Here is a 25,224-nt window from a genome sequence, read left to right on the forward strand (position 1 = left end):
CGGAGCTTTTTGCATCTACGTTGCCGCATAGGACGAAACAAGAAACGCCCGTTCTTCCCGATGATTCGGAAAGAACGGGCGTTTTTAAAATTCGCGACTCAGCGCGCCATATTGACAAAGCGCGTGGTATCCGGCTTCCAGACCAGGCTCACCGTGCCGATGGGGCCGTTACGCTGCTTTGCGATGATGACCTCGGCCTCGTTCGGGTGTTCCGTGTCCTTGTTGTAGTAGTCGTCGCGGTACAGGAACATTACCACGTCCGCATCCTGCTCGATGGCGCCGGACTCTCGGAGGTCCGAGAGCATGGGTCTGTGGTCCGGGCGCTGCTCCACCGCGCGGGAGAGCTGCGAGAGCGCAACGACAGGTGCCTGCAGCTCGCGGGCCAGGGCCTTTAAGTTGCGGGAGATGTCGGAGATTTCCTGCTGGCGGTTCTCGCCGGACTTTCCGCTGCCGCTCATGAGCTGCAAGTAGTCGATGATCACAAGATCCACCCCGTGCTCGAGTTTCTGCTTGCGGCACTTACTCCGAAGCTCGCCGATGCCGATGCCCGCCGTGTCATCGATCACCAGATTTTTGCTCTCGGCAATGCGTGCGGCCGCCTCTATGATGTTGCCGAAATCACTGCTCGAGAGATCGCCGTTCCGCATTTTCTGCGCGTCGACACTGGATTCCATCGAGAGGATACGGTTGACCAGCTGTTCCTTGCTCATCTCGAGCGAGAATATCATGCAGGAGAGCCCGTTTCGCACCGCGGCGTGCTCCACGATATTCAGCACGAAGGCCGTCTTACCCATGGAGGGACGTGCCGCAATCAGCACGAGATCGGAGGGCTGCAGACCGCTTAACTTCCGGTCGAGGTCTATAAAACCGGTAGAAATGCCGGTCACCTCCGCGCCGTTCTGATAGGCGGTCTGAATCCGGTTGAGGACATTCAGGGTAATCTCATCAATCGGCGTAAACTCGGCCGCACTGCGCTGTTGGAGAATGCGGAACATCTTGTCCTCGGTTTCCTGCAGAAGATCCTCCACTTCCTGACTGTCCGCGTAGCAGCTGTTCGCGATTTCCTCGCTCGCCTGAATCAACTTCCGCTTGACTGCCTTGGCGCGGACTATCTTTGCGTATTCCCGTATGTTGGCGGCGGTCGCCTCACTCTGCGCAATCTCGCGCAGAAAGTCGAGGCTCTGCACATCCGGCGGTACTTCCTTGGTCTTCAGCTTTTCCTTCACCGTCAAAATGTCGACGGGCTTGCCCTCGTTGAAGAGTTCCGCCATGCAGGCAAAAACCGTGCCGTAGGGGCGGGAATAAAAATCCGCCGCGCTGCAGTGCTCCAGCGCGACGGCAAGACTTCCCTGGTCCACGAAAACCGCACCGAGGATGGAGCGCTCTCCCTCCTCGCTGTGCGGCATCACGCGCTTTAGGACATTTTGGACATCGTCGGTCATTTTTCTTCCGCCACAGTGACCTTGAGCTTCGCCTGTACTTCGCGGTGCAACTTGACCACGGTCTCATAGCTTCCGAAGTTCTTGAGGGGCTCCGCGAGCGCTATCTTCTTCTTGTCGAGCTCCAGGCCCAGCTGCTCCTTCACCGCCTCCGCGAGCTCCTTGGTCGAGACGGAGCCGTAGGTCTTTCCGTTCTCGCCGCCCTTGATGTACACGGTCACCGCGCCCGCCTCGATTTTTGCCGCGAGTGCCTTTGCCTCCGCGAGCTGCTCTGCGGCGATCTTTGCCTCATTCGCCTTCTTTAACTTGAGGCTGTTCAGATTCTCCGCCGTCGCCGCTGCGCCGAGCTTCTTCGGCAGCAGAAAGTTTCTTGCGTAACCCTCAGAGACCTCCACCAAATCGCCGGCCTTGCCGAGCGACTTCACATCCTGCAGTAAAACAACCTTCATTAGATTTCTCCTTTCAAAAGCATCTCATCGATGACCTGTTTGACTTGGTCCATCGCTTCTTCCTGCGTGATATTGGCGAGCTGGGCACCGGCTATGGTTCTGTGACCGCCGCCGCCGAGCTTCTCCATCATGACCTGCACATTGACCTCGTCAATGGCGCGCGCCGAGAGGAACACCTTCTCGCGGAAGGTGGTCGCCACAACACTCGCCTTCACGCCGATTACGTCGAGCAGATCGTTTGCCGCCTGCGCGCCGACCACGGTCGGGCTTTCCAGACCCTCCGCATCGCAAAAGCTCAGCGCAAAGTGCTCGCGGTAAATCTCCGCATTGTGAATGGCCTCGCTCTTTGCGCGGTAGTCATCCAGCTTCTCGCGGAACAACTTGCGGACGCGCGTCACATCGGCGCCGTTACGCCGAAGGAAGGCCGCCGCCTCAAAGGTGCGCACACCGGTCTGATTCTGGAAATTGTGGGTATCGATCACGATGCCGGCGTACATGGCATCCGCCTCGACCGCCCGTATCTTGACCTCATCCGAAATGTACTGCACGACCTCCGCGACCATCTCGCAGGCGCTGGAGGCATAGGTTTCGACATAGGAGAGCTGGGCATTCCGGATGGAATCCTGGCTCTGTCTGTGGTGGTCCAGCACCACGATGGTCTTTGCGGCATCCAAAAGTCTCGGGCCTTCGACCATGGAAGGACGGTTCGTGTCCACGACCACAAGGACGGTACCCTCATCCAGTAGCTGCAGGGCCTTCTCCTCCGGAATGAACATATCCTCCGGGTAGTCGCCGTTTTGGAAGCGCGCCAGCATGGGCCGTATCGCATTGTTGACTGCGGAAGAGACAATGTGCGCCTCTTTCCCCATGGTCGCCGCGATGCGCCAAATACCGACCGCCGCACCGAGCGAATCGATGTCCATGAGCTTGTGCCCCATGATGAGGAGCCTATCCTTATTCTCGATGAGTTCGCGGAAGGCATGGGCTTTGACTCGCGCCTTGACGCGGGTGGTCTTTTCCTTCGAGTTCGTCTTGCCGCCGAAGTAGTGAATGTTCTCTCCGTCTTTCACAACGGCCTGATCGCCGCCGCGTCCCAGCGCCATATCGATGGCCTGGCGCGCAAAGTCATAGCACTGCGCGTAGGTGCCGCCGCCGTCACCGATGCCGATGGAGAGCGTGATACGCATCTCGTTGCCGATGTTCACGGTCTTAACCTGTTCCAGGATATCAAACTGGGTTTCGTAGAGCTCCATGAGATAGCGCCGCTCGATCACGAAGAAATACTTGTCTTTCTCGAGTTTCTTCATGATGGCCTGCATGCCGTCAAAGTAGCGGACAATCTTCCGGTCTATCATGGCCGTGAGCAGAGGCCTACGCACATCGTCGACGCTCTCCATGGCCTCCTCGTAGTTGTCGAGGTACAAAAGTCCGGCCGTGAGTCGCCGGCTCTCCTCCTCCTCGCGAAGTTTAAGGAGTGCGGTCTCATCGTAGAAATAGAGTGCAAAGACCTTGTCATTGCCGAGTTTCTCCCGCACCAGCCGCACGCGGAGCCGAAGTTCACCGAGGCTTAAATGGTAGTCCGCGCTCTCCGTAATTTTCGCGAGCTCTTCCGGATTGAGTTCCGGAAACAGCTCATCCAGTCGGCGGGGATTTTTATGTTGTGCCGCGAGCAAAGCCGTCATCGCCGTATTCTGATACGAAAAAGCACCGCTGCGATCCAGCAGCGCATAGCAGAGGTCCAGATTTTCGGCAAGCCGCGCCTGCATACTGTCCGTTGCCGCGGAAAAGCCGATCATCGCGCGGTTTATCTCCGCGCCGGAGACGGCATAGAGCCTTAGGCAAATACCGCCGCAAATCAGGGCCAGGAGAAATACCAGCAGGCCGGTCTCCCAGTTTGCGACGCAAATCAAAACCGCCATCAATATGGAAAGCACGGCGGGAAATATGGGCCATCTGAGATAATTCCGCAATTTTTCCTGCGCTTTTCTTTCCTCTTTCATCCCTCCTCCTTTCATATAAATGCAGATATGTAGTTACGATTATAGCATAGGAACGCCATGCCGTCATTCCGGCATTTTGCGCTTCTATACAAGGAACAGGGCCTGTGCTATAGTAAACGTATGTCAAAAAACAATGAAAAAACCAATGTGTGCCGCCTTTTAGACGGCAAAAAGCTCGCTTATGTCGAACATACTTACCCGCCGGAGGAGGCTGTCAGCGCTGAGGAGGTCGCCGCATATCTCGGCCAGAATCCGGCTCAGGTGTTTAAAACGCTGGTCACGGTCGGAAAATCCGGTCAGCACTATGTCTTCGTCATTCCGGGCCCCGCTTCACTCTCCCTGAAAAGTGCCGCCAAGGCAGTCGGCGAAAAATCCGTCGCCATGCTTCCGCAACGGGAACTGCTCCCGCTCACGGGCTATGTGCACGGCGGTTGCTCGCCGATCGGAATGAAAAAGTTCTTCCCGACCGTCGTCGATGAGAGCGCAGAGAAGTTCGAACACATCATCCTCTCTGCCGGAAAGCGCGGCTATCAGGTGGAACTCAGCACCGAGGTGCTCGGCAAAATGATACGCTTTTCGTATGCCGCACTCACGGAGTGAGCGCACAGAGAGGTAAACACATGGCACTTAAGTCACGAAAACGCAAGAAGAAAGCCCATATTGTAGTCCGCGTCCTGAAGAGTATCCTGCTTGGCCTCATGATACTCATCTTCGCTGCGGTCGGCTTTGTCTTCTTCAAGGTCTTCCCGGATCTCCAGTCCATTCAGCAACACGCCTACGAGACCTACCAGCACATGTCCGAGGACGATTTCCGCCTCGTGACGGATACGGAGATCTTCGACAAGGACGACAAGCAGATCGGCGTCATCAGCTCCGGGCATCGCTATGTCTATGTGAGCACCGATGACATAAGCCCCTGGATTAAAAAGGCCTACATCGCCCAGGAGGACAGGCGCTTTTACTCGCACCACGGCTGGGACTGGATGGCCATACTCCGCGCCGGCGTCTCCTATGTGAAACACCGCCGCGTGACCCAGGGCGGCTCCACCATCACCCAACAGGTCATTAAGAACACCTATCTCACGCAGGAACGCTCGCTCAAGCGTAAGATTACCGAGATTTTGCTTGCGCCGCAGCTCGAAAAGAAATTCGGCAAAGAAAAAATCATGGAGTTCTACTGTAACGGCAATTACTACGCCCACGGCTGTTACGGCGTGGAGGCCGCGAGCCGCTACTACTTTGACAAGAGCGCAAAGGATCTGGAGCCTTGGGAGGCCGCGGTCCTGGTGGGCATCAGCAACCGCCCCGCGAGTTATGAGCCGATCAACCACCCGAAGAACTCTCTCCGCAAGCGAAACGAGGTCCTGAACAGCCTCTACAAACAGGGCGAGATTACCGCGGAAGAGCTCAAGGAATATCAGGATAAACCGCTTGAAATCGCACCGCAGACCGTCACGGCAGCGTCGACGGAGAACTACCAGACCAGCTACGCCATCTACTGTACGGCGCTGCAGCTCATGAAGAACGACGGCTTCAAGTTCAAGTACACCTTCAAGAACAAGGACGAGTACGAGAAGTATCAGGCCGAGTACCGCGAGCTCTACGGGGATAAGAGCGAGAAAATTCGCGCAGGCGGCTATAAGATTTACACGACCATAGACTCCGACATTCAGCGCAAGCTCCAGAAGCGCATCGACGATACGCTCGATGACCGCTCCGACGAAAAGCAGGAGAACGGCAAGTACGCGTTGCAGGGCGCCGGTGTCATCATCGACAACGCGAGCAATGCCGTGGTCGCAATTGTCGGCGGTCGCGGCACGGACGATGCCTACAACCGCGGCTTCCTTGCGCGCCGTCAGCCGGGCTCCACGATTAAGCCCCTGCTCGACTACGCGCCCGCCTTTGAGACCGGATACTTCTATCCTTCCTACGTCATTGAAGACCACGAGTTTGCGGGTGGCCCGAAGAATTCCGGCGGCGGCTACCGCGGTTCCGTCACGCTGCGCGAGGCGCTGAACCGCTCACTCAATACGGTGGCTTGGCAGCTGCTCCAGAAGATTGATGTAAAAACCGGTCTCTCCTACCTCGGCAAGATGGAGTTCTCCTCCCTCTCCTGGCAGGACAGCACCGCAGCCGCGGTCTCGATCGGCGGCTTCACCTACGGCACCCGCGTGGTCGATATGGCCAAGGGCTTTTCGACCCTCGCGAACATGGGTGTCTACGACGACAAAACCTGCCTCCGCTCCGTGATTTACGAGCGAACCGAGCAGGAAGTGATTCCGATCACAACCAGGCAGACCCAGGTCTACACCGAGGGCACGGCCTACATGATCACGGATATCTTAAAGGGCACCATGGACAAGTCCTACGGCACCGGCCGCGGCCTGGACATTGACGGACAGCAGGCAGCCGGTAAGACCGGTACCGCAAACGACTCAAAGGACACATGGTTCTGCGGCTACACCCGCTATTACACCGCCGCGGTCTGGGTCGGCTACGATACGCCGCGCGCCATGCCCGGCATCTACGGCGCGACCGTCTCCGGAAGAATCTGGAAGAATGTCATGACCGACATCCACGAAGATCTGCCGGAAAAGGATTGGGTTCGCCCGGATACAGTGGAACTTGCCTACTTCAAGAGTTCCACCGGCGAACGCGTCGACTACAACACCGGCGAGAAGGACCTCTTTAACACCGCGATTGACAGCAGCGCGCGGAGCGCCTATGAGAATGCACACGGCACCTCCGTGGCGGACCCGAACGCAAACCGCGTGATTGAGGACGATGAACTCCCGAGCGAGACCAGCTCCGTCGAAGAGAGTTCGGAAGAAATCGAGAGTCTTGAGAACTACGAGACCTCCGCCCACGTCACGGCGGCCACCGGTGTGACCGGGGTAAACGGCGGTCCGGGTGTTAATCCCCGCGAATATACGCGCGAACATACCCGCGAAACCACGACGGCAAGCGAAAGCTCCCCGCAGGAGACGACCGCTCGCCGCACGCACGCCGAGACCACGGTCGCGGAACCGGCACCTACCGTCAGTGCGCCGAACGCCAATGTAAACGGCCCCGGCGGACAGCTCCACACTTCCGCGGCCGAGACCAAGGGCCCCGGCGCCGGACTGGACAGTCCCGGCAGCGACGGCCAGGTAATTCCCCGCCCGGGTGTGCACTGACGGCTTTCACCGCCGAATAGAAATCAGAAAAATCCCTGCTCTGCCGATTGCGGCAAAGCAGGGATTTTTGTGTAGGTTCTTTTGTTTTTCGGCGCTGTCGCTGCTTTTCCTGCGCACCGCAAGCGCAGGGAAAGCAGCTTTATGTAAACTTAAGCTTCCGCGTTCGACGTATCGTTTTTCCCTCTGTCCGCTTCTCCCGCAGCTTCAAGGGATGCAGGCTCTTCGCTCTCCTTTGCCGCCTGTGTTTCGGCCGGCGCGGCTTCGAGCTCTGCCGGTACGGGAAGGGGCTCAGGCTCTCTGTCGTAAATCTCCGCGAGCATGCGGCAGTGCCAGATTAAGTGCTCGGTAAAACCGTTCTTCGGCATGCGCCACTGCCAGTTTCCGCCCGCCGTACTCGGCACATTGATGCGCGCCTCGTTGCCTAAGCCAAGGTAATCCCACATCGGGATGATGACCGTGTCCGCGACACTCGCGAGCACGGTGCGAATGCAGTCCCAGTAGAGATCGCTCTCCGGCGTGTGCTCCGAGCCCTGATAGCGCAGCATGCGGAGACGCACCGCCTCATTTTGCTTGCGTATCCAGCCCATGATCGGCTCGTTGTCGTGCGTTCCGGTGTAGGCGACGCAGTTTCTCTCATAGCGGTGCGGCAGGTAGAGATTTCGGCTGTCGGAATCATAGGCAAATTCCAGTACCTTCATGGGCGGGAAGCCGCTCTCCTTCACCATTTGAATGACACTCTCCGTCATGAAGCCCAAGTCCTCCGCAATGATGGGCAGGGGCTTTCCGAGCTCCTTTGCGATTGCCTTGAAGAGCCCGACACCGGGGCCCGGTTTCCAACTTCCATCCTTGGCCGGTTTGCCCGCCGGAATCGCAAAGTACTCGTCGAAGCCGCGGAAGTGATCCATACGGATGCAGTCGTAAATCGAGAGACTGTATTCCATGCGCTGTGCCCACCAGGCATAGCCGCTTCTCTTGTGATAGTCCCAGTCATAGAGCGGATTTCCCCAGAGCTGTCCGTCCGGCGAGAAATAATCCGGCGGGCAGCCTGCCACCGCTTCCGGCTTGCCCTCTTCGTCGAGCTGAAAGAGCTCGGGATGCGCCCAGGCATCCGCGGAATCCGGCGCCACATAAATCGGGAGATCTCCGATTATCGTAATGCCGTGAGCGGCCGCATACTCTTTTAAACGGCTCCACTGCTCGTGGAACAAAACCTGCGTCCAGGCGTAATAGTCAATCTCCGCCTCGTGGCTCGCCGTAAAGCTGCGGAGCGCAGCGCTGTCGCGTCCTTTAAGCGGCGCTTCCCACTCGAGATAGCTCTTACCGCCCTGGGAGTCTTTGACGGCGCGATAGAGGCAGTATTCGCGTGTCTCCGGGTGCAAGGCCGCCACCGCCGCCTGATACGTTGCTCTGTCCTTGGTGCGACGCACGGCATCCTCGCCCACACTTTCGCTTCCGTTCAGGCTCTCGCGAAAACGCCGGTGCGCAAGGCGCAACAGCTTCTCACGCGACTCATAGATATGACCGTAGTCTATTTTCCCCTCGTCACCGCAGTGACGCTCGCCGGAAAGTTCCTCCTCGGTGAGCAGACCCAGCGCTTTGAGTTCCTCCAAATCGATAAAATACGGATTGCCCGCAAAACTGGAGAAGGACTGATAGGGCGAATCGCCGTATCCGGTGGGCCCGAGCGGCAAAATCTGCCAATAGCTCTGTCCCGCCTCCTTCAGGCAGTCAATCCATCGGTAGGCTTCGATTGAGAAGGAACCGATTCCAAAGTCGCCCGGAAGACTGAATACCGGGAGCAAAATTCCGGCTGCACGTTTCATTTTTTATTCTCCATTCCCATTGCGCGGTCAATCCGTTTCTTCGCTGCGCCCGCGACATCCGCAGCCTTTCCGGCAACGCCCGCGGCCTTTCTGCCGGCCGCATCCTTTGCCTTACCCGCCGCATTTTTTGCCTTGCCCGCAACGTCCGCGGCTTTTCCGGCGACACCCGCCGCCTTTTTCCCGGCAGCATCCGCCGCCTTCTCAAGAAGACTCTCGGGCTTCTGCTTTGCCTTGATTTCCTCGCTCTTTTCCGTTTCCGCACGCGGCGTCACTTTCTTCTCCGGCTCCCGCTTCTTGCAGGCAAAGAAGAGCGCACTGTATGCGGGCAAGCGAATGCCGATGCCAAGCTCCTTGTCATCGACCTCCATCGCGCGGGCCGGCAGCGCGCGCGGGTTCAAAAGTCCGCTGCCGCCGAAGCGCTCCTCATCGGTCGTGAAAATCTCCTTATAGCTGCCCGCATAGGGAACACCCAGATTGAAGCGCGGGTAGCTCGTGCCCGAGAAGTTGACGGCAACCAGGAGATCTTCGGAAGCCGCGCGCCGAAGGAATACCACCACGTTCTCCTCGTAGGAGTGGCAGTTTAAGAAGGTAAAGCCCTCGGTGTCTCCGTCTCCCTCGTAGAGCGCCGGATGCTCCAAATAAAACGCATTCAGCGCTTCGGAGCAGGCCGCGAGTTCCCGGTGCGAGGGGAAGTCAAGCAGCGAAAAGTCCAGCTCACCGCCGAGCTGTAGGGGCTCAAGCATGCCGAATTCCTGACCGGCAAAGAGTAACTTCTTCCCGGGGTGCGCCGTCACAAAGCCGAAGAAGGCGCGGAGCAGCGCAATTCTCTCCTCAAACGGCAGATAACCGAGCCGTCCCATGAGGGTGGGCTGCCGCTCGGAGAGCGCCGTGTGCGAGAGCGGCAGTACGTACTGCTCCGAGTACTGGTAGAGCTGCGCATAGGAGAGCTCGCCGTAGCGCTCGCTCTTTCCCGCCTCGTCCGCGCCGAGGTAAGAGAGCATGCCGTCCGCGAAGCCCTGGTTACAGCGGAAATCGAAGCCGAGACCGTCGTTCTTGACCGGCTCCGTGGTGCGCGGCCACTCGGCGCTGCCGTCCGCAATCAAAAGGAAGCCCGGCAGCTTTTTGTGCGCCATTAAGCTCAGACGACGCAGGAAGGACGCACCGTCCAGGTTCTCACCGCCGCCGTAGCAGTTCCGGTTCTCGTTTGCCCGATACCAGAGCGCCGAGGCCATGTCGATTACACGGACGCCGTCAATGTGAAATTCGTTTGCGAGGAAGCAGAGATTCGAGAAGAGGAAGGACTGCACCTCCGCACGACCGAAGCGGAACACCGCCGTATCTCCGCTGCCGTTCTCTTCGTAGAGTGTGCTTCCGTCAAAATAGTCGAGGCCCGCTTCTTCCCGCGGGAAGCGTACACAGCTCCAGTCCATGAGTACGCCGATGCCGGCACTGTGCAGCGCATTGACAAGCTTACGAAAGCCCGCGGCCGCGCCGAGCTTGGTGCTGAGCGTGAAATACGCGCTCGTCAAATAGCCGAGAGACGCCTCCTCCCGGGTCGCGAGCAGCGGCATGAGCAGCACATGTGTGTAGTGCATCTTGCCGAGGTAGGCGGGCAGGGACTCCGCGAGTTCCTCATAGGAAGCGCCCGCCGCAAAGCTCGCAAGATTCAGTTCATAGATGTTAATGGCCTGCTCGCCGGGGCGTTTTCCGAAGCGCAGGGCGCGCTCTTCCAGATAGGCCTCATCCTCCCAGGCAAAGGGCGTTTCCGCAGCCGCCACCGCGGAAGCACTGCCGCCTTCCGACTCGACCGCACGCGCATAAGGATCCGCGCGGAGCAAAATTTCCCGCGCGTAGGTTTTGATCTCGTACTTATAAAGCGCACCGGCTTCCACACCCGGCAGGAAAATCGCAAAAATACCGCTGTCGCCCATGCGGCGCAGCTCGTGTACTCTGCCGTCCCAGTTGTTGAAGTCGCCGACCACCGAGACGCGCATGGCATTCGGCGCAAAGACCGCGAAGCGAATGCCGGAAACACCGCCCATCTTCTTCTCGTGTGCGCCCAAAAAGCTCTGTGCCGCCGTGCTCTCACCGGCCTTATATTTCCGGAGTTCCCCCTCCGGGAGTTCCGGCATAAAGCGGTAAGGATCCTCACACTCGAGCTCGCTTCCGTCTTCTTCCGTGAGTACAAAGCGATAGCGGGGTGCTTCCTTTTCCCCGGGAATCAGACAGGCAAAAAAGCCGCTCTCATCGACCTGTTCCATGGGAACTTTGGTCTTTCCGTATACCAGCGCTGCGCTCTCCCGTCCCGGGAAAAATGCCTGCACGAGAATTCCCTTGTCTGTCTTATGCGGTCCCAAAATGGCATGCGGGTCTTCGGACTCCGAGTAAACAATCTCCTCGACCGCTGCCCAGTCCATTACCTCGTAAAGCTCTCGTTCCATGCAGCTCCCTCCTGCTTGTCATTGATGTCCTTAGTTTATCACAGCAACGCCTGCTTTTGCCACTGCGCGACGGCCGGAAACGAATATTCCTTGCACTCTCCGCCTTCTATAGACTATACTGTTCCCTGTTATGACCAAATGAAATCGGAGGTGAGTCAGGTGGCAAGATTCAGACGAAAGAAACAAGAGAATAATGCGCTCCGTGAACTGTTAAGCTGGGTTCAGATTATTGTGGTCGCGGCAGTCATTGCCTTTATCCTCAACAACTTTTTGATTGCAAATTCCCGTGTTCCCACCGGGTCCATGGAAAATACCATCATGGCAGGCGACCGTGTCATCGGCTCCCGCCTCTCCTACCGCTTCGGTGAACCGAAGCGCGGCGATGTAATCATCTTCCGCTGGCCGGACGATGAAAAAGTGCTCTTTGTAAAGCGCATCATCGGCATGCCGGGCGACAAGGTCACCGTGCGAGACGGCAAAGTCTATCTGAACGATTCCGAGACTCCGCTCGAAGAGAGCTATATCAAGGAACCCATGGTCGCGGAATCCCCGAAGAGCTTCACTGTTCCGGAGGGCGCCTACTTCTGTATGGGCGATAACCGCAACGAGTCCATGGATGCGCGCTACTGGAAGAATCCCTATGTCTACAAAAACAAAATACTTGCGAAAGTTCTGTTCCGCTACTGGCCGGGGATTAAAGGCATACACTAAAGCACATGCAAACTGTGACGGCACCGACCGGTGCCGTCACAGTTTTTGCTTATGAAAGGAGTTACCATGACAGAATCCGAACCGAAGCGGGAGGGCAAAAAGTCGCGCCCCGAGTGGCTTGATTGGCTCCAGATTATTGTTGTCGCGGCCATCCTGGCCTTTGTGCTGAACAACTTTGTCATTGCCAACGCGCGCGTGCCCACCGGTTCCATGATTACAACCATCATGCCGGGCGATCGCGTGATCGGCTCCCGCCTCGCCTATCGCTTCGAAGCACCGAAGCGCGGCGATATCATCATCTTTCACGCGCCCGATGAGCCGGAGACCCTCTATGTAAAGCGTATCATCGGCATGCCGGGCGACAAGGTCACGATTCGGGACGGCCAGGTCTACTTAAACGATTCCGAGACCCCGCTCGAGGAATCCTACATCAAAGAGCCCATGAAGCCTGCGGCTTTACAGGAGTTTCAGGTGCCCGAAGGCGCTTACTTCTGCATGGGCGATAACCGAAACGGCTCGGTGGACGCGCGCTACTGGAAAAATCACTATGTCTACAGCGATAAGATTGTCGCAAAGGTACTGTTCCGCTACTGGCCCGGCATCAAGCCGCTCAAATAAAAAGGACAAAGAAGCAAAGAAAGAGACACAATCCCCGGGGACTGTGTCTCTTTTTTTGTTTCGGTGCTTTTTCGTTCCACGTTTTATCTCTTGTCTTTCTACTTTCGCCGTATTATCTTTCAACGCTTTCCCGTTCCGTGTTTTGTCTCTTGCACTTCACCTTTCGCGCTTCATTTCTCTGCGCTGTGTCGTTTGACGCCTTGCCTCTGCACTTTGCCTTTCGTGCTTTGCCTCCCCTGCGTTATCGGTCGACGCCGGATTCTTCATCACTTCGTCTCTTGCACTTCACCTTTCGCGCTTCATTTCTCTGTGCTGTGTCGTTTGGCGCCTTGTCTCTTACATTTCGTCTCTCAGTTTCTTACTTTCCATATTGCGCCGCGCGTAGGGCACTTTCCGAACCGCCCGTTTCTAAGCATCATTGCTTTCGCTGCCGCGCATCTACCATGCCGCCTTTATAAAATTATGTCAACCTTACATTGTGAAATCCGACTATGTCTCTTTCGCGCTTTTGATAGTCCTCCCGGATGCGCTCGCCCCAGTTCCGGTCAAGGGCCGATTTCTCTCTGAGCGTGAGTATGGCCTCTCCGACCGCCTCATAATTCAGCGCAATGCCCGCGCTGTCACAGTTGTAGCGAACCGCCCGGTCCGCGCCTATGCCGAAGCGGCTTGCCGCTGCCACAGCATCCATATTCGCACCGAGAAAGAGAAACTCCCAGCCGTACTTTTCCTTCTGCCGCTCAATGAGCCGCTTTACTTCCGCATAGCCGTAGCGGCGACTCGCGTTTTCCTGCCCGTCCGTGGTGATCACAAAGAGGGTGTGCGCCGGTCTCTCGTCTTCGCTTGCCCTGCGGTGTAGCTCTCCGATGTGCCGTATCGCACCGCCGATTGCATCGAGCAGCGCGGTACTGCCGCCGACACGGTAGTCTTGAAGGCTGAGGGGCTCCACCCGCTTGATATCTTCACGGTCGTGCAGCACCTCCGTCTCGTTGCTGAATAAGAGAGTCGAGAGCAGAGCCTCGCCCTCCGCCTTTTTCTGCCGCTCCAGCATGGCATTGAAGCCCCCTATAGTATCTGTTTCCAAGCCTCCCATGGAGCCGCTGCGATCCAGAATAAATACGATTTCGGTCAAACTTTCTTTCATTGCGCTTTCCTCCCGCCGTTTTCATTTGACTGCTCTGTTGCACGGAAACCGTTGCGTCCGCCAACGCAACCTCTATACCATATGCTTGTTTCACAGAGCCGATACACTTGTCTCACTGACAAGGAGAGCATAGCGCTTTTGACAGCGGGAGGGGTCGCCTCACAAGCGACATTTGATTCGGCGTTCTCACGCCCCGATCGGATTCTCGTCAAAGGCAAAGAGAGCCTCGTTGATTTCAAAGACATTGTACTTACCCCGCGCGACAAAGTACTCCACAATTAGGTCAAACTTGCTCGCGGGCGAGAGAGCAAAGCCCGCCTTTTCGAGGAGTTCTTCGAGTTCCGAAAGCGGCAGTTCCAGCGCGAGCGCAAAGGCAATGGCCGTGGCTTTCGAGGGCTGATAGTGCTTATCGGAGCGTATCTTCGAAAAGAGTTTCCGGTCTATGTTTGCCTTTTTATAGCACTGTGCGTCCGTCATACCGGCCTCGTCAATTTTCCGGAGCAGCATTTCCGAAAAGCTCTCGCCCATGCCCCGCAAGGTATCTTCCAACGAGAGCTCGCAGACAGATTTTGCCTCACAGAGCGGCGCTTCCAAGGACGTTTCCCCATACAGCCGCTCCCGGCTTAAGCGTTGCTCTGCGCTTTCCGTATGGGCATCCACATAGTGCTCGTCGATATAGACTGCAATCTCCGAGAAGCGCTCCGCGCCGATCTCATAGGACGCTCGGTCAAAAATAACCAGGTAGACCGTGAGCTCCGAATTCTCGAGAAAGGCGGCAATCGCCTCGACCGCAACGCGTAGCGCCTCCGCCTTCGGGTAGCCGTAAATCCCGGAGGAAATCAGCGGGAAGGCCACGCTCTCGCACCGATATTCCGCCGCAAGTTGCAGGGATGCCCGGTAGCAGGAACGCAGTTTTTCCTCTTCCCCCTGCGTTCCGCCCTGCCAGCGCGGCCCGACCGCGTGAATCACATACTTGCAGGGAAGCCGATAGCCCTCGGTAATCTTTGCCTGCCCCGTCTCGCAGCCGTGCAGCTTTTTACACGCCTGAAGGAGCTCGGGCCCCGCCGCGCGGTGGATGCAGCCGTCCACCCCGCCCCCGCCGAGGAGAGAGCTGTTCGCGGCATTCACAACGGCATCCACCCGCATCTTCGTGATATCGTTTCTGACCAAGTGTAAGGGCATAAGCCACCTCCGATTCAAGCTTCTTTTCTGACAGCATGCCCGCTTTTCGCGGAATTTGCAAGTCCCGCTTCCGCGACCTTTTCGGTGACTTGGCGGCATTTCGTTCGGAGTTTTGGCGGAATTCCGTTCGGCGTTTTGGCGGAATTCCGTTCGGCGTTTTGGCGGAATTTTGTTCGGCGTTTTGGCGAAAGAAAAGAGGTACCGTCCCGGTACCTCCCTCTTACGCAAGTTCTTTTGTAAGGCTTACGCCTTTCCTGCTTCCGTCCGCGTTTCCCTTAGGCGCGACCGGCGGCCCGCTTCAGTTTCTCGACCGTACTCACGCTGTTTCGAAGAAGCAGATCCGCGAGTACCAGATTCACCATAGACTCGACCACGACCGCAGCCCGCGGCATGATGGTCGGGTCGTGCCGCCCCTGAATCTCGATGGTGACCGGCTCGCCGTTTTTATTTACGGTCTCCTGCGGAGATCCGATGGAGGGTGTCGCCTTCACGGCGGCCCTAAGCAGGATATCGCTGCCGTCCGAGATGCCGCCGAGCATACCGCCCGCGTGATTGCTCTTTTTTTCGATGCCTTCCCGCCCCGGGCAGAAGGCATCGTTATCTTCGCTGCCGCGCCGGGTGCTCACCCCGAAGCCGTCGCCGAACTCAACGCCCTTCACCGCGCCTATACTCATGACAGCCTTCGCGAGCTCCGCGTCAAGTTTATCAAAGACCGGCTCACCGAGCCCCGGGAACATCCCGGTGACGCGGCAACTCACCGTGCCGCCGAGCGAATCTCTGTCTTGCATCACTTCTTTTAAGTAGGCAGCCGCCCGCGCCGCGGCTTCCGGATCCGGCATGCCGAGCGGATTTTCCGCACAGGCCGTAGGCTCAAAGCGCTCTGCCTCGATTTCACCGACCGCGCTCACATAGGCAAAGGCGCGAATGCCGAACTCCGCGAGGAGCTTTGACGCAATTGCGCCGCCGATTACCCGGCCTATGGTCTCCCGCCCCGAGCTTCTGCCGCCGCCCCGCGGATCCCGAAAACCGAATTTTCGATCGAAGCCGAAGTCCGCGTGCCCCGGGCGATAGCAATCCCAAATGGCCTGATAGTCCGCCGAGTGCTGATCCTGATTGCGCACCAGAACCGCAATCGGTGTGCCGAGGGTTTTTCCCGCAAAAACTCCGGACAGAATTTCGCAGGCATCCGCCTCCTTACGGGGTGTCGTAAACGCGGACTGCCCGGGCTTTCTCCGGTTTAAATAGGCCTGAATCTCCTCCGCCGTGAGCGGAAGCCCCGCCGGGCAGCCGTCAATCACCGCGCCGAGCGCCGTGCCGTGCGACTCTCCGAAGGTGCTCACGCGAAACAAGGTTCCGAATATACTTCCCGCCATTTACCCTTCCTCTCCGACCGGTACCATGATGCAGCAGTTCGGCTGGCTCACCGAGATCTCGTTGGTACTCATGATGAGCAGCTTCTTCTCGTAATCCACCTTAAAGAAAGAGAGGGTTCCGCTCTCGTGGTTTACGCTCACAATGTGCTTCCCGTCCGGGAAGATTGCGATATCCTTCGGGTACTCGCCGCTGATCGGGAGGTTAAACTCGGCTGTCAGCATACCGCTCTCCGCGTCGCGCGCAAAAAGGGTCACGCTGTTATCGCCCGCATTGCCCACAAAGATGTAGCGGTCGTCCACGGTAAAGGTCATGCAGGTCGCCGCATTCAGGGCGCCCGGCGTCACGTCTCCCGTGGTGCACACCGTCTGAAGCTTTGTGAACTCCGGCATGCCCCTGTCCTCGGAGACCGTATAGCTGTATACATCGATCGCATTCGTCATATCGTAGAGCAGATAGAGGAAGCGATTGTCCTTTGAAAAGGTAAAGAAGTAGGGCGAGGAACGCCGTGCGGTGCGAATCGCGTCTACCAAACGTATTTCACCCGGTCTGCCCGTAAAGCGGTAGATGCTCACCTGATCGATGCCGGGATCCGCAGACATCACAAAGCGCATGTCACGCGTGGGCTTCGAGCAGGTGATATGGGCTCTCGAGCCGCGCTCCGCAATGGAGCCGAGACCCTTATGGTAAACCTCGTCCACGATAGAACCTATGGTGCCGTCCGGTTCAAGGCGGAGTATGGTGAGCTTTCCGTCGTGATAACCCGAGGTATAGAGGTACTTGCTCTCCCGGTCCACGCAAATATGGTGCGGCCGCATGCCGTTCACCTTTCGGCTCGAAACACGCACCAAACCGCCGTCCGGCAGAATGCGGAACGCAACCACGCCGTAATCCTCCACGGCGTAGAGCATGCGCCCGTCACTCGATGCAATCACATCCGAGGCATTGTCCACCTCGACCTCTTGGCGCTTATGAAAGCTGCCGCGCTCCGTATCCACATCAAAAATTGTGATGCCTTTTGCCTTTCCCGTATAGGAGTAAGATCCCACATACGCCACGTATTTTTTCATGCTCTCTCCTCACTGCGCCCCGCGCAAAACCAAGGGATGCCCTGCTGTTTTTCTTCCTGCTCATTCTAGCACAAGGTCCTCAAAAATTCTATTGACACCCCCTTCAAAAACTGTATAATCGTACCGGTGGTTTATTTTTACTAAACTATAAGTTTAAGGAGGCTGTTCTTGGAGATCGGTGAAAAAATCAGGCGTCTGCGCATCCTGAACAATCTGACGCAGGAAGAACTGGCGGACCGCGCGGAGCTCTCCAAGGGCTTCATCTCCCAGCTGGAGCGCGATTTAACCTCTCCCTCCATCCTGACGCTGATGGACATTCTGCAGTGCCTCGGCACCACACCCGCGGACTTCTTCAGCGAAAAGGAACCGGAGCAGTTGATATTCCGGAAGGCAGACTACTTTGAAAAGCAGGACAGCGAGCTGAAAAACCATATTTGCTGGCTCATTCCGAACGCGCAAAAAAATATGATGGAGCCCATACTGCTGACCCTCGAACCGGGCGGTCGTATGGCGGAAGATGCCCCCCACTCCGGCGAGGAGTTCGGCTACGTGCTGAGCGGCAGTCTGGAACTGCACCTCGGCAATGAGACCCGCCGCGTCAAAAAGGGCGAGAGCTTCTACTACCGCTCCGAAAAAAGTCACTATGTCAGCTCAAAGAGCGGCTGCACGCTACTCTACGTAAGCGCCCCGCCGTCCTTTTAAGATAGAGAGGAGATTCAAACTATGTCAACACTGGTGGATTTGCAGCACATCTCCAAGTCCTTCGACGGAGAAATGGTGCTGGACGATTTGAATCTGACCGTTCCGGAGAACTCCTTTGTGACCCTGCTCGGCCCCTCCGGTTGCGGCAAGACCACGACGCTCCGCATCCTCGGCGGCTTCACGACCCCGGACAGCGGCAAGGTGATTTTTGACGGTCAGGATATCACAAGCCTTCCGCCGAACCGCCGCCAGCTGAACACGGTCTTCCAGAAGTATGCGCTCTTCCCGCATATGAGCATTGCGGAGAACATTGCCTTCGGCCTCAAAATCAAGGGCAAGAGCAAGGCCTATATCGATGACAAAATCCGATACGCCTTAAAGCTCGTGAACCTCTCCGGCTTTGAGAAGCGCGACGTGAATTCCCTCTCGGGCGGCCAGCAGCAGCGCATTGCGATTGCGCGTGCCATCGTGAATGAGCCGCGTCTTCTGCTCCTCGACGAGCCGCTCGGCGCACTCGACTTAAAGCTCCGCCAGGACATGCAGTACGAGCTGATACGCCTGAAAAAGGAACTCGGCATCACCTTTGTCTACGTGACCCACGACCAGGAAGAGGCTCTCACCATGTCCGACACCATCGTCGTCATGAACCAGGGCTATATCCAGCAGATGGGCACGCCGGAGCAGATTTACAACGAGCCGGAAAATGCCTTTGTCGCGGACTTCATCGGCGACTCCAACATCATCCCCGCCATCATGGTGCACGATGAGCTCGTGAACATCTTCGGCGCAAACTTCCGCTGCGTGGACAAGGGCTTCGGCCAGAATCAGCCGGTCGACGTCGTGATACGCCCGGAGGATGTGGAACTCGTAAAGCCGGAGGACGGAACGCTCACCGGCCATGTGACCCACTCCATCTTTAAGGGCGTGCACTACGAGATGGAGGTGACGACCAAGGGCGGCTACGAGTGGCTCGTGCAGTCCACCCATATGTTTACCCTCGGGCAGGAGGTCGGCATTATGGTCGATCCCTTCAACATTCAGATCATGAATAAGCCCGCCTCCGAGGACGAGGAGGCAATTGTCAATGAGTAAGAAGGCAAGACTCCTCTCTCTCCCCTATCTGGTCTGGATGATAGGCTTCATCGTGATTCCGCTCGCCCTGGTCTTTGTCTTCGGACTGACCGACCGGAGCGGCGCCTTCACCTTGGACAATGTGATTTCGATTGTAGAGCGCAATCACCTGAAGGCCTTAAAGCTCTCGGTGCTGCTCTCCTTTGTGAGCACCGTGATCTGCTTTCTGCTCGCCTTTCCGCTCGCGCTCATTCTGCGCGGCAAGAAGATAGGCCGCGCGAATTTTGTGGTCTTTATCTTCATCCTGCCGATGTGGATGAACTTCCTGCTCCGCACCCTCGCGTGGCAGACCCTGCTCGAGAAGAACGGCGTGATCAACGGTTTTCTCACGGCCCTGCACCTAAAGCCCATCAATATCATCAACACGCCCACTGCCATTGTGCTCGGCATGGTCTATAACTTTCTGCCCTTCATGGTGCTTCCGCTTTACAACACCATGTGTAAGATTGAGGACAGCATTGTCGAGGCCGCGCGGGATCTCGGAGCTTCGTCGCTCCAGACCCTATGGCGCATATGGCTTCCGCTCTCCGTGCCCGGCATTGTGAGCGGCGTCACGATGGTCTTTGTCCCGGCACTCACGACCTTTGTTATTTCCAACATTCTCGGCGGCAGCAAGATACTGCTGATCGGAAATGTCATCGAGACCGAATTCACCAAGGCAAGCAACTGGAATCTGGGCAGCGGTCTCTCGATTGTCATGCTGCTCTTCATCCTGCTCAGCATGACGGTGCTGGCGCGCTACGATAAAAACGGAGAGGGGACGGCATTCTGATGAACAGACGTATACGAAATATCATCGGCGACTTCTATCTCGTGATCATGCTCCTCTTTCTCTACCTCCCCATCTTTACGATGATTGTGCTCTCTTTTAACGAGAGTAAATCAAGGACGCGCTGGGGCGGCTTTACCCTCAGGTGGTACGGAGAGCTCTTCTCGAACGCGACCATCATGCAGGCTTTGCACAATACCTTGCTGATCGCCTTCCTGTCCGCGCTGATTGCGACCGTACTCGGCACCGCGGCGGCCATCGGCATCAATGCGATGAAGCCTACCGGCCGCAACCTGATGATAGGCTTAAACAACATTCCGATGCTGGATGCGGACATCGTGACCGGCATCTCCCTGATGCTCGCCTTCATCGCCTTCCGCTTCTCACTCGGTTTCCACACGGTGCTGATCAGCCATATCACCTTCAACGTGCCCTATGTGCTGCTCTCCGTGCTGCCGAAACTGAAGCAGACCAACCGCTCCGCTTACGAGGCAGCCATGGATCTCGGCGCGACACCGCGCCAGGCCTTTTTCTACACCATATTCCCGGACATTGTGCCCGGCGTGCTCTCCGGTTTTCTGCTCGCTTTCACGATGTCGCTCGATGATTTCATCATCACCCACTTCACCAAAGGAGCGGGCATTGACACCTTGTCCACGCTGATCTACTCACAGGTGCGGCGCGGCATTGTACCCAGCATGTATGCACTTTCGGCCATCATTTTTGCGGCAGTTCTTCTTCTGCTTCTCGTCGCAAATTTCATGCCGTCTGCAAAAAATTCAAAACAGGTTTAAGGGGGATTACAGTATGAAGAAAAGAAGCATTTTGACCCGCGCACTCTCTGCAGCGGTCCTCGCGGCGCTCGGCCTCGCAATCAGCGGTTGCGGTCAGAAGTCCGCAAAGGACGATAACACGCTCTATGTCTACAACTGGGGCGAGTACATCGGCGAAAATGTCGTGAAGGAATTCGAGAAAGAGACCGGCATCAAGGTGGTCTACGACACCTTCGAGACCAACGAGGAGATGCTCCCGATCATTGAGGCAGGCGCAGTCCAGTATGATGTGGTCTGCCCGTCCGATTACATCATCCAGAAGATGATTGAGAAGGACCTGATTCAGCCGATCGACTTCGATAAGGTTCCGAACTACAAGAATATCGACCCGAAGTACCTTGAAAAGTCCAAGGGCTTCGATCCGGAGAACAAGTACTCTGTCCCCTACTGCTGGGGTACGGTCGGCATCCTCTACAACACCTCCATGGTGCCGGAATCCGAGGCGCCGAAGAGCTGGAACGACCTCTGGAATACGAAGTACCAGAACAACATCCTCATGCAGGATTCCGTCCGCGACGCTTTCATGGTCGGCGAGAAGCTCCTGGGCTACGACATCAACACGACCGACAGAACCGAGCTCGAGGCAGTGAAGGATAAGCTGATTGAGCAGAAGCCGCTCGTGCAGGCCTATGTCATTGACCAGGTGCGCGACAAGATGATAGGCGGTGAGGCTGCACTCGCAGTCATCTACTCCGGCGAGATGCTCTATGTCCAGAAAGAAGTCAAGGCTTCCGGCGCGGATTACGAGCTCAAGTATGTGATTCCGGAGGAAGGCTCCAATGTCTGGATTGACAGCTGGGTCATCCCGAAGAACGCGCGCCACAAGGAGAACGCGGAAAAGTGGATCGACTTTATGTGCCGCGCGGAGATTGCGAAGGAGAACTTCGAGTTCATCACCTACCCGACCCCGAACAAGGCAGCGTTCGATCTCCTCGATCCGGAACTTCAGAACAACAAGGCGCTCTTCCCGGACGATGCGGACCTCGCGAAGTGCGAAGTGTTCCAGTACCTCGGCGAAGAGGGCGATGCGCTCTACGACGAGCTCTGGAAGGAAGTCAAGGCGCAGTAAGCAAAGAGAAATGCGGAAACAAAAAAGAGCCGAGAGGCTCTTTTTTGTTTCCTATAAATCCAATTCTTTCCACAGTTCGGAAATGGGTCTACTCTTACGCCCACTTCTTTCGTACTCTGCATAAGCCTCGGCAGCCACAGCGATATCATATTCATCTTCAATTCGCTCAAAAAGCGCCTGCTTAAATGCCTCTTCAAGCGACATACTACGCATTTTCGCGTAAGACTCAGCAATCCTTTTCTCTTCCGCCAAAAGCCTGATTGAAAAGCACATTTTCCTACTCCTTCGTCACTTCTTGAAAAGTTCCGAGTGCGTTCCCAAGCGATATAGCATAAGAATCAGCAACCTTTCTTTAATTTCATACATCAATAACCAGTCCGGCTCTATGTGACATTCTCTTACCCCTTTATAATTACCTGCCAGCTCATGATCTCGGTACTTTTCACCTAAAGTATTACCCTCTGCCAGATTATTGATAACTTCAAACAATTTATCCAAATTTCTGTTCTGTTTCTTCGCCTGTTTTAAATCACGTTTAAACTGTCATCAGAGGCAATCCGTCTACCTTCGGCAATGGCAGCCGCTGTCAACTCATTCGGCGTTTCCAACTTTAAGGCAAAGGGAATCCCGTTCTCTCGTATAGTTGTTCTGAGAAACATATTGACAGCCGTACTCATATTAATTCCAAGTTCCGCAAAAATCTGCTCTGCCTGTTCCTTAACATCTTTATCGGTTCTAATATTAAGATTTGTACTTGCCATGTAATGCACCCCCGTTCTGTTAATGACATTATATTCACAACACCAAAAAAATGCAAAGCATTGTAATTGTTTTGCTCGTTTATATTTTATGTAAAAAAGAGCACCCTTTCGGGTGCTCTTTCATCGGGTGGGTACAGGGGCTCGAACCCTGGATCTCCAGATCCACAATCTGGCGCGCTAACCAACTGCGCCATACCCACCATATTCGTGTTTCGGGACTGTTTCGAATCCCAACGAGCCTGAAGGGATTCGAACCCCCGACCCACGGCTTAGAAGGCCGTTGCTCTATCCTGCTGAGCTACAGACTCAAGAGCAGGTGATGGGAATCGAACCCACGTATCCAGCTTGGAAGGCTGGTGTTCTACCATTGAACTACACCTGCGGACAGCGTGCTCTCTTAACACGTGCCCTAATTTTATATCATACTTCTTTCGCTTGTGCAAGCGTTTTTCCGGAATTCAACTCTGCTTTTTCTTGCTCCGCAGTCTTACGTCGCATCTCCCGAAGTATGCTCCTTGTGATGAAAAACGCAATCACCGCGGAAAAGACATCGCTGAGCGGCTGTGCCGCCTGAATGCCCCGCACGCCGAGCACGCGCGGCAAGACAAGAAGTATCGGAATCAGACATATGCCCTGACGGAGTAAGGCCACGACGGTCGCCCGGACGTTGTAGCCTGTGGTCTGCGAAAACATATTGGCCATAGTAATCTGCGCTGCAAGCGGTATGCTGAGGGACTGGAGCTGTAAGGCCAGCGTTCCGACCGCAAGGACATCCGGGTCCTTTCGGAAGAGCATCATCACACGCTCCGCATTGAAGAACACCAGCGCTCCCATGAGAAGCAGGGCGCCGAAGCAAACGCGAAGGCTGAAGTTATAGGCCTGCTCCACGCGCTTATAGTTGCCCGCGCCATAGTTAAAGCCGCAGACCGGCTGGAAGCCCTGCCCAAAGCCTATGATGGCGGAGTTCATGAACATGGCAACCCGCGACACAATGGCAATCGCCGCAATCGCGGCATCGCCGTAGGGCTGTGCCGCAAAATTAATCACAATGACAGAGATACTCGCAATGCCCTGCCGCGCAAGGCTCGGGAGGCCGAAGCGCAGTATGTTCCGGTAGCGCTCAAGACTCGGCGAAAAGCGTCGCGGGCGTATGCTGAGACAGGCCTGCATGCAGTTGCACTGCCAGACCAGAATGAAAAACGAAATAATCTGGCTGATCACGGTCGCGATTGCCGCGCCCGCAATTCCCATGTGAAACACGTAGATAAAGAGCGGATCCAAAAAGATATTGAGCACACCGCCGGTCGCAATGCCGAGCATCGAATAAAACGAATTGCCCTGAAAACGGAGCATATTGTTCATGCCGAGCGAGCACATAAAGAAGGGCACGCCGAGCAGGGCATAGCGCGTGTAGGACGCGGCATAGGGCGCTATGGTAGGCGTCGCACCGAGGCGGTAGACCAGCTGCCCCGAACATGCAATGCCAAGCACCGCGAGCAGCGTACCTACGAGTATCTCCGTACAGAATCCGGTCGCCACATAGCGCTCGGCCTCCTCAATCTCCTTCTGCCCGAGCAAACGCGCAATCTCATTTCCACAGCCCATGCCTATCATGAAGGCCACCGCCTGGATGCCCGTCATCAGCGAAAAGACCACGCCGACCGCCGCCGAGGGCGAGGTGCCGAGTTGCGACACAAAGTAGGTGTCCGCCATGTTGTAGACCGCGGTGACCAGCATGGATACGATGGTGGGAACGGCGAGACGCGGAATCAGCGTGTATACCGGTTCCTCCATCATCTGCCGGTAGCGCGCCTCCTGTGATACCTGTTTCATGCGTGTGCCTCCCCCGGTCTAAATTGTCTTCTTCAGAAGTGATGCGTGTTTTTAAGCGTCTCCCAAGCCTGGTCCTTATCGCTCAGCGTGAGATGCGTGCCGTCCGATAGCGTATAGCCCGAAGCATCCGCAGAGCCCGGGTAAGCGCCCACCAGTTCCGGCCACCGAATGCCGATTTCCGGGTCGTTCCACGCGAGACCGCCCTCATCGCCCGGGTGATAGAAATCCGTCACCTTATAGCAGAACTCCGCATAATCGGAGAGCACCAGAAAACCGTGCGCAAAGCCCTCGGAAATATAGAACTGCTTTTTGTTCTCCTCGGTGAGCTCTACGCCATACCACTGCCCAAAGGTCTTCGACTCCTTACGAAGATCCACCGCCACGTCAAAGACACGGCCGCGAATGGCGCGCACCAGCTTGCCCTGCGGAAATTCCTTCTGGAAGTGGAGGCCGCGCAGCACGCCCTTCTTAGACGCGGACTGGTTGTCCTGCACGAAATTCAGGTTGAGTCCCGCCTCTTCCATATCGCGGCGGTTATAGGTCTCCATAAAATAGCCGCGCGCATCGCCGTGCACCGCAGGCTCAATCACATAAAGTCCCTCAATCGGGCAAGTTGTCACTGTAATCTGTCCCATAAGTACCCCCTTTTTTCTATGATTATTATACGACCATTGTCAGAAAAAAATCCAGCCCTTATAATGAGGC

The 25,224-nt window shown here is 56.4% G+C and carries 22 protein-coding genes, 3 tRNA genes and 1 pseudogene; 9 read left to right on the forward strand and 17 right to left on the reverse strand.

The features are described from left to right. Positions 1-98 precede the first annotated feature (98 nt). Genes dnaB through QU660_RS07920 form a run of 3 tightly spaced genes read right to left on the reverse strand, consistent with a single transcriptional unit; the run spans position 99 to position 3,888 of the window. On the reverse strand, positions 99-1,442 hold the full coding sequence (gene dnaB, locus QU660_RS07910) for a replicative DNA helicase (protein ID WP_304945982.1): 1,344 nt from the start codon (positions 1,440-1,442) through the stop codon (positions 99-101). Next, the gene (gene rplI / locus QU660_RS07915) at positions 1,439-1,888 is read right to left on the reverse strand and encodes a 50S ribosomal protein L9 (RefSeq protein ID WP_304945983.1); all 450 of its coding nucleotides are present in this window, start codon (positions 1,886-1,888) and stop codon (positions 1,439-1,441) included. Before rplI ends, dnaB begins: the two co-directional genes overlap by 4 nt. Further along, positions 1,888-3,888 carry a DHH family phosphoesterase gene (locus tag QU660_RS07920; protein WP_304945984.1) on the reverse strand — a complete coding sequence of 667 codons (2,001 nt, stop codon included), beginning with the start codon at positions 3,886-3,888 and terminating at the stop codon, positions 1,888-1,890. Before QU660_RS07920 ends, rplI begins: the two co-directional genes overlap by 1 nt. Before the next feature lie 120 nt (positions 3,889-4,008). Between QU660_RS07920 and ybaK the strand changes: the two genes are divergently transcribed. Further along, positions 4,009-4,488, forward strand: coding sequence for a Cys-tRNA(Pro) deacylase (gene ybaK / locus QU660_RS07925; protein WP_304945985.1), 480 nt, complete (start codon positions 4,009-4,011; stop codon positions 4,486-4,488). A 20-nt stretch (positions 4,489-4,508) separates the two neighbouring features. Next, the gene (locus QU660_RS07930) at positions 4,509-7,064 is read left to right on the forward strand and encodes a transglycosylase domain-containing protein (RefSeq protein ID WP_304945986.1); all 2,556 of its coding nucleotides are present in this window, start codon (positions 4,509-4,511) and stop codon (positions 7,062-7,064) included. A 149-nt stretch (positions 7,065-7,213) separates the two neighbouring features. On the opposite strand, the gene malQ is transcribed toward QU660_RS07930, so the two are convergent. Continuing rightward, complete coding sequence (gene malQ / locus QU660_RS07935; RefSeq protein ID WP_304945987.1) at positions 7,214-8,887, reverse strand: 4-alpha-glucanotransferase; 1,674 nt, start codon at positions 8,885-8,887, stop codon at positions 7,214-7,216. Next, complete coding sequence (gene glgB, locus QU660_RS07940; RefSeq protein WP_304945988.1) at positions 8,884-11,328, reverse strand: 1,4-alpha-glucan branching enzyme; 2,445 nt, start codon at positions 11,326-11,328, stop codon at positions 8,884-8,886. The genes malQ and glgB overlap by 4 nt, the downstream gene beginning before the upstream one ends. A 159-nt stretch (positions 11,329-11,487) precedes the next feature. On the opposite strand from glgB, the gene lepB (QU660_RS07945) reads away from it, so the two are divergent. Together lepB (QU660_RS07945) and lepB (QU660_RS07950) are read left to right on the forward strand one after the other, a co-directional pair. After that, positions 11,488-12,039: a signal peptidase I gene (lepB, locus tag QU660_RS07945; protein WP_304945989.1), complete on the forward strand. Its 552-nt coding sequence runs from the start codon at positions 11,488-11,490 to the stop codon at positions 12,037-12,039. Between the two features lie 66 nt (positions 12,040-12,105). Continuing rightward, positions 12,106-12,657 carry a signal peptidase I gene (gene lepB / locus QU660_RS07950; protein ID WP_304945990.1) on the forward strand — a complete coding sequence of 184 codons (552 nt, stop codon included), beginning with the start codon at positions 12,106-12,108 and terminating at the stop codon, positions 12,655-12,657. Positions 12,658-13,117: 460 nt separating this feature from the next. Here the strand turns inward: lepB (QU660_RS07950) and QU660_RS07955 are convergent, their stop codons facing one another. The 4 genes from QU660_RS07955 to QU660_RS07970 all read right to left on the reverse strand — a co-directional run bounded on the left by QU660_RS07955 (position 13,118) and on the right by QU660_RS07970 (position 17,421). Beyond that, the gene (locus tag QU660_RS07955; RefSeq protein WP_304945991.1) at positions 13,118-13,798 is read right to left on the reverse strand and encodes a vWA domain-containing protein; all 681 of its coding nucleotides are present in this window, start codon (positions 13,796-13,798) and stop codon (positions 13,118-13,120) included. 186 nt (positions 13,799-13,984) lie between these two features. After that, on the reverse strand, positions 13,985-14,980 hold the full coding sequence (locus tag QU660_RS07960; protein WP_304945992.1) for an O-acetyl-ADP-ribose deacetylase: 996 nt from the start codon (positions 14,978-14,980) through the stop codon (positions 13,985-13,987). Positions 14,981-15,255: 275 nt separating this feature from the next. Further along, a complete protein-coding gene (aroC, locus tag QU660_RS07965) occupies positions 15,256-16,353 on the reverse strand; it encodes a chorismate synthase (protein WP_304945993.1) in 1,098 nt (365 codons plus the stop codon). After that, positions 16,354-17,421, reverse strand: coding sequence for a lactonase family protein (locus QU660_RS07970; protein WP_304945994.1), 1,068 nt, complete (start codon positions 17,419-17,421; stop codon positions 16,354-16,356). Between the two features lie 168 nt (positions 17,422-17,589). On the opposite strand from QU660_RS07970, the gene QU660_RS07975 reads away from it, so the two are divergent. The 5 genes from QU660_RS07975 to QU660_RS07995 are packed head-to-tail and all read left to right on the forward strand — an operon-like array spanning position 17,590 to position 21,925. Next, a complete protein-coding gene (locus QU660_RS07975) occupies positions 17,590-18,123 on the forward strand; it encodes a helix-turn-helix domain-containing protein (protein WP_304945995.1) in 534 nt (177 codons plus the stop codon). 21 nt (positions 18,124-18,144) lie between these two features. Beyond that, complete coding sequence (locus QU660_RS07980; protein WP_304945996.1) at positions 18,145-19,215, forward strand: ABC transporter ATP-binding protein; 1,071 nt, start codon at positions 18,145-18,147, stop codon at positions 19,213-19,215. Continuing rightward, positions 19,208-20,026, forward strand: a complete 819-nt coding sequence (locus QU660_RS07985) for an ABC transporter permease (protein WP_304945997.1) — start codon at positions 19,208-19,210, stop codon at positions 20,024-20,026. Before QU660_RS07980 ends, QU660_RS07985 begins: the two co-directional genes overlap by 8 nt. Next, complete coding sequence (locus tag QU660_RS07990) at positions 20,026-20,817, forward strand: ABC transporter permease (RefSeq protein ID WP_304945998.1); 792 nt, start codon at positions 20,026-20,028, stop codon at positions 20,815-20,817. Before QU660_RS07985 ends, QU660_RS07990 begins: the two co-directional genes overlap by 1 nt. A 13-nt stretch (positions 20,818-20,830) precedes the next feature. Then, positions 20,831-21,925 (forward strand): ABC transporter substrate-binding protein, encoded by a 1,095-nt coding sequence (locus tag QU660_RS07995; protein WP_304945999.1) that lies wholly within the window; start codon positions 20,831-20,833, stop codon positions 21,923-21,925. Positions 21,926-21,976: 51 nt separating this feature from the next. Here the strand turns inward: QU660_RS07995 and relB are convergent, their stop codons facing one another. The 8 genes and pseudogenes from relB to rfbC form a co-directional block, all read right to left on the reverse strand. Next, the gene (gene relB / locus QU660_RS08000) at positions 21,977-22,198 is read right to left on the reverse strand and encodes a type II toxin-antitoxin system RelB family antitoxin (RefSeq protein ID WP_304946000.1); all 222 of its coding nucleotides are present in this window, start codon (positions 22,196-22,198) and stop codon (positions 21,977-21,979) included. A 15-nt stretch (positions 22,199-22,213) separates the two neighbouring features. Next, positions 22,214-22,468, reverse strand: a pseudogene (locus QU660_RS08005) (type II toxin-antitoxin system YafQ family toxin); the annotation flags it as partial. Further along, entirely contained in the window at positions 22,450-22,686 is a 237-nt protein-coding gene (locus QU660_RS08010) for a type II toxin-antitoxin system RelB/DinJ family antitoxin (RefSeq protein ID WP_304946001.1), read from the reverse strand. The pseudogene QU660_RS08005 and the gene QU660_RS08010, both read right to left, overlap by 19 nt. Positions 22,687-22,812: 126 nt before the next feature. Then, a tRNA-His gene (locus QU660_RS08015) sits at positions 22,813-22,886 on the reverse strand. Between the two features lie 34 nt (positions 22,887-22,920). Further along, positions 22,921-22,994 (reverse strand) — tRNA-Arg (locus QU660_RS08020). 3 nt (positions 22,995-22,997) lie between these two features. Beyond that, positions 22,998-23,068, reverse strand: a tRNA-Gly gene (locus QU660_RS08025). Between the two features lie 38 nt (positions 23,069-23,106). Continuing rightward, positions 23,107-24,519: an MATE family efflux transporter gene (locus QU660_RS08030; protein WP_304946002.1), complete on the reverse strand. Its 1,413-nt coding sequence runs from the start codon at positions 24,517-24,519 to the stop codon at positions 23,107-23,109. A gap of 32 nt (positions 24,520-24,551) precedes the next feature. Continuing rightward, entirely contained in the window at positions 24,552-25,154 is a 603-nt protein-coding gene (gene rfbC, locus QU660_RS08035; RefSeq protein WP_304946003.1) for a dTDP-4-dehydrorhamnose 3,5-epimerase, read from the reverse strand. Positions 25,155-25,224: the final 70 nt, after the last annotated feature.

This window comes from Stomatobaculum sp. F0698 (genome assembly GCF_030644385.1).
In the GTDB taxonomy this organism is placed as follows: Bacteria; Bacillota; Clostridia; order Lachnospirales; family Lachnospiraceae; genus Moryella.

Bases quoted from the DNA above. Each gene is read 5' to 3' on its own strand.
- QU660_RS07990 (WP_304945998.1), top strand. From the start codon at position 20,026: ATGAACAGACGTATACGAAATATCATCGGCGACTTCTATCTCGTGATC.
- malQ (WP_304945987.1), bottom strand. From the start codon at position 8,887: ATGAAACGTGCAGCCGGAATTTTGCTCCCGGTATTCAGTCTTCCGGGC.
- QU660_RS07955 (WP_304945991.1), bottom strand. From the start codon at position 13,798: ATGAAAGAAAGTTTGACCGAAATCGTATTTATTCTGGATCGCAGCGGC.
- QU660_RS07995 (WP_304945999.1), top strand. From the start codon at position 20,831: ATGAAGAAAAGAAGCATTTTGACCCGCGCACTCTCTGCAGCGGTCCTC.
- glgB (WP_304945988.1), bottom strand. From the start codon at position 11,328: ATGGAACGAGAGCTTTACGAGGTAATGGACTGGGCAGCGGTCGAGGAG.
- relB (WP_304946000.1), bottom strand. From the start codon at position 22,198: ATGTGCTTTTCAATCAGGCTTTTGGCGGAAGAGAAAAGGATTGCTGAG.
- QU660_RS07960 (WP_304945992.1), bottom strand. From the start codon at position 14,980: ATGCCCTTACACTTGGTCAGAAACGATATCACGAAGATGCGGGTGGAT.
- QU660_RS08010 (WP_304946001.1), bottom strand. From the start codon at position 22,686: ATGGCAAGTACAAATCTTAATATTAGAACCGATAAAGATGTTAAGGAA.
- QU660_RS08030 (WP_304946002.1), bottom strand. From the start codon at position 24,519: ATGAAACAGGTATCACAGGAGGCGCGCTACCGGCAGATGATGGAGGAA.
- ybaK (WP_304945985.1), top strand. From the start codon at position 4,009: ATGTCAAAAAACAATGAAAAAACCAATGTGTGCCGCCTTTTAGACGGC.
- rfbC (WP_304946003.1), bottom strand. From the start codon at position 25,154: ATGGGACAGATTACAGTGACAACTTGCCCGATTGAGGGACTTTATGTG.
- QU660_RS07930 (WP_304945986.1), top strand. From the start codon at position 4,509: ATGGCACTTAAGTCACGAAAACGCAAGAAGAAAGCCCATATTGTAGTC.
- QU660_RS07980 (WP_304945996.1), top strand. From the start codon at position 18,145: ATGTCAACACTGGTGGATTTGCAGCACATCTCCAAGTCCTTCGACGGA.
- dnaB (WP_304945982.1), bottom strand. From the start codon at position 1,442: ATGACCGACGATGTCCAAAATGTCCTAAAGCGCGTGATGCCGCACAGC.
- QU660_RS07920 (WP_304945984.1), bottom strand. From the start codon at position 3,888: ATGAAAGAGGAAAGAAAAGCGCAGGAAAAATTGCGGAATTATCTCAGA.
- aroC (WP_304945993.1), bottom strand. From the start codon at position 16,353: ATGGCGGGAAGTATATTCGGAACCTTGTTTCGCGTGAGCACCTTCGGA.
- QU660_RS07985 (WP_304945997.1), top strand. From the start codon at position 19,208: ATGAGTAAGAAGGCAAGACTCCTCTCTCTCCCCTATCTGGTCTGGATG.
- QU660_RS07970 (WP_304945994.1), bottom strand. From the start codon at position 17,421: ATGAAAAAATACGTGGCGTATGTGGGATCTTACTCCTATACGGGAAAG.
- lepB (WP_304945990.1), top strand. From the start codon at position 12,106: ATGACAGAATCCGAACCGAAGCGGGAGGGCAAAAAGTCGCGCCCCGAG.
- rplI (WP_304945983.1), bottom strand. From the start codon at position 1,888: ATGAAGGTTGTTTTACTGCAGGATGTGAAGTCGCTCGGCAAGGCCGGC.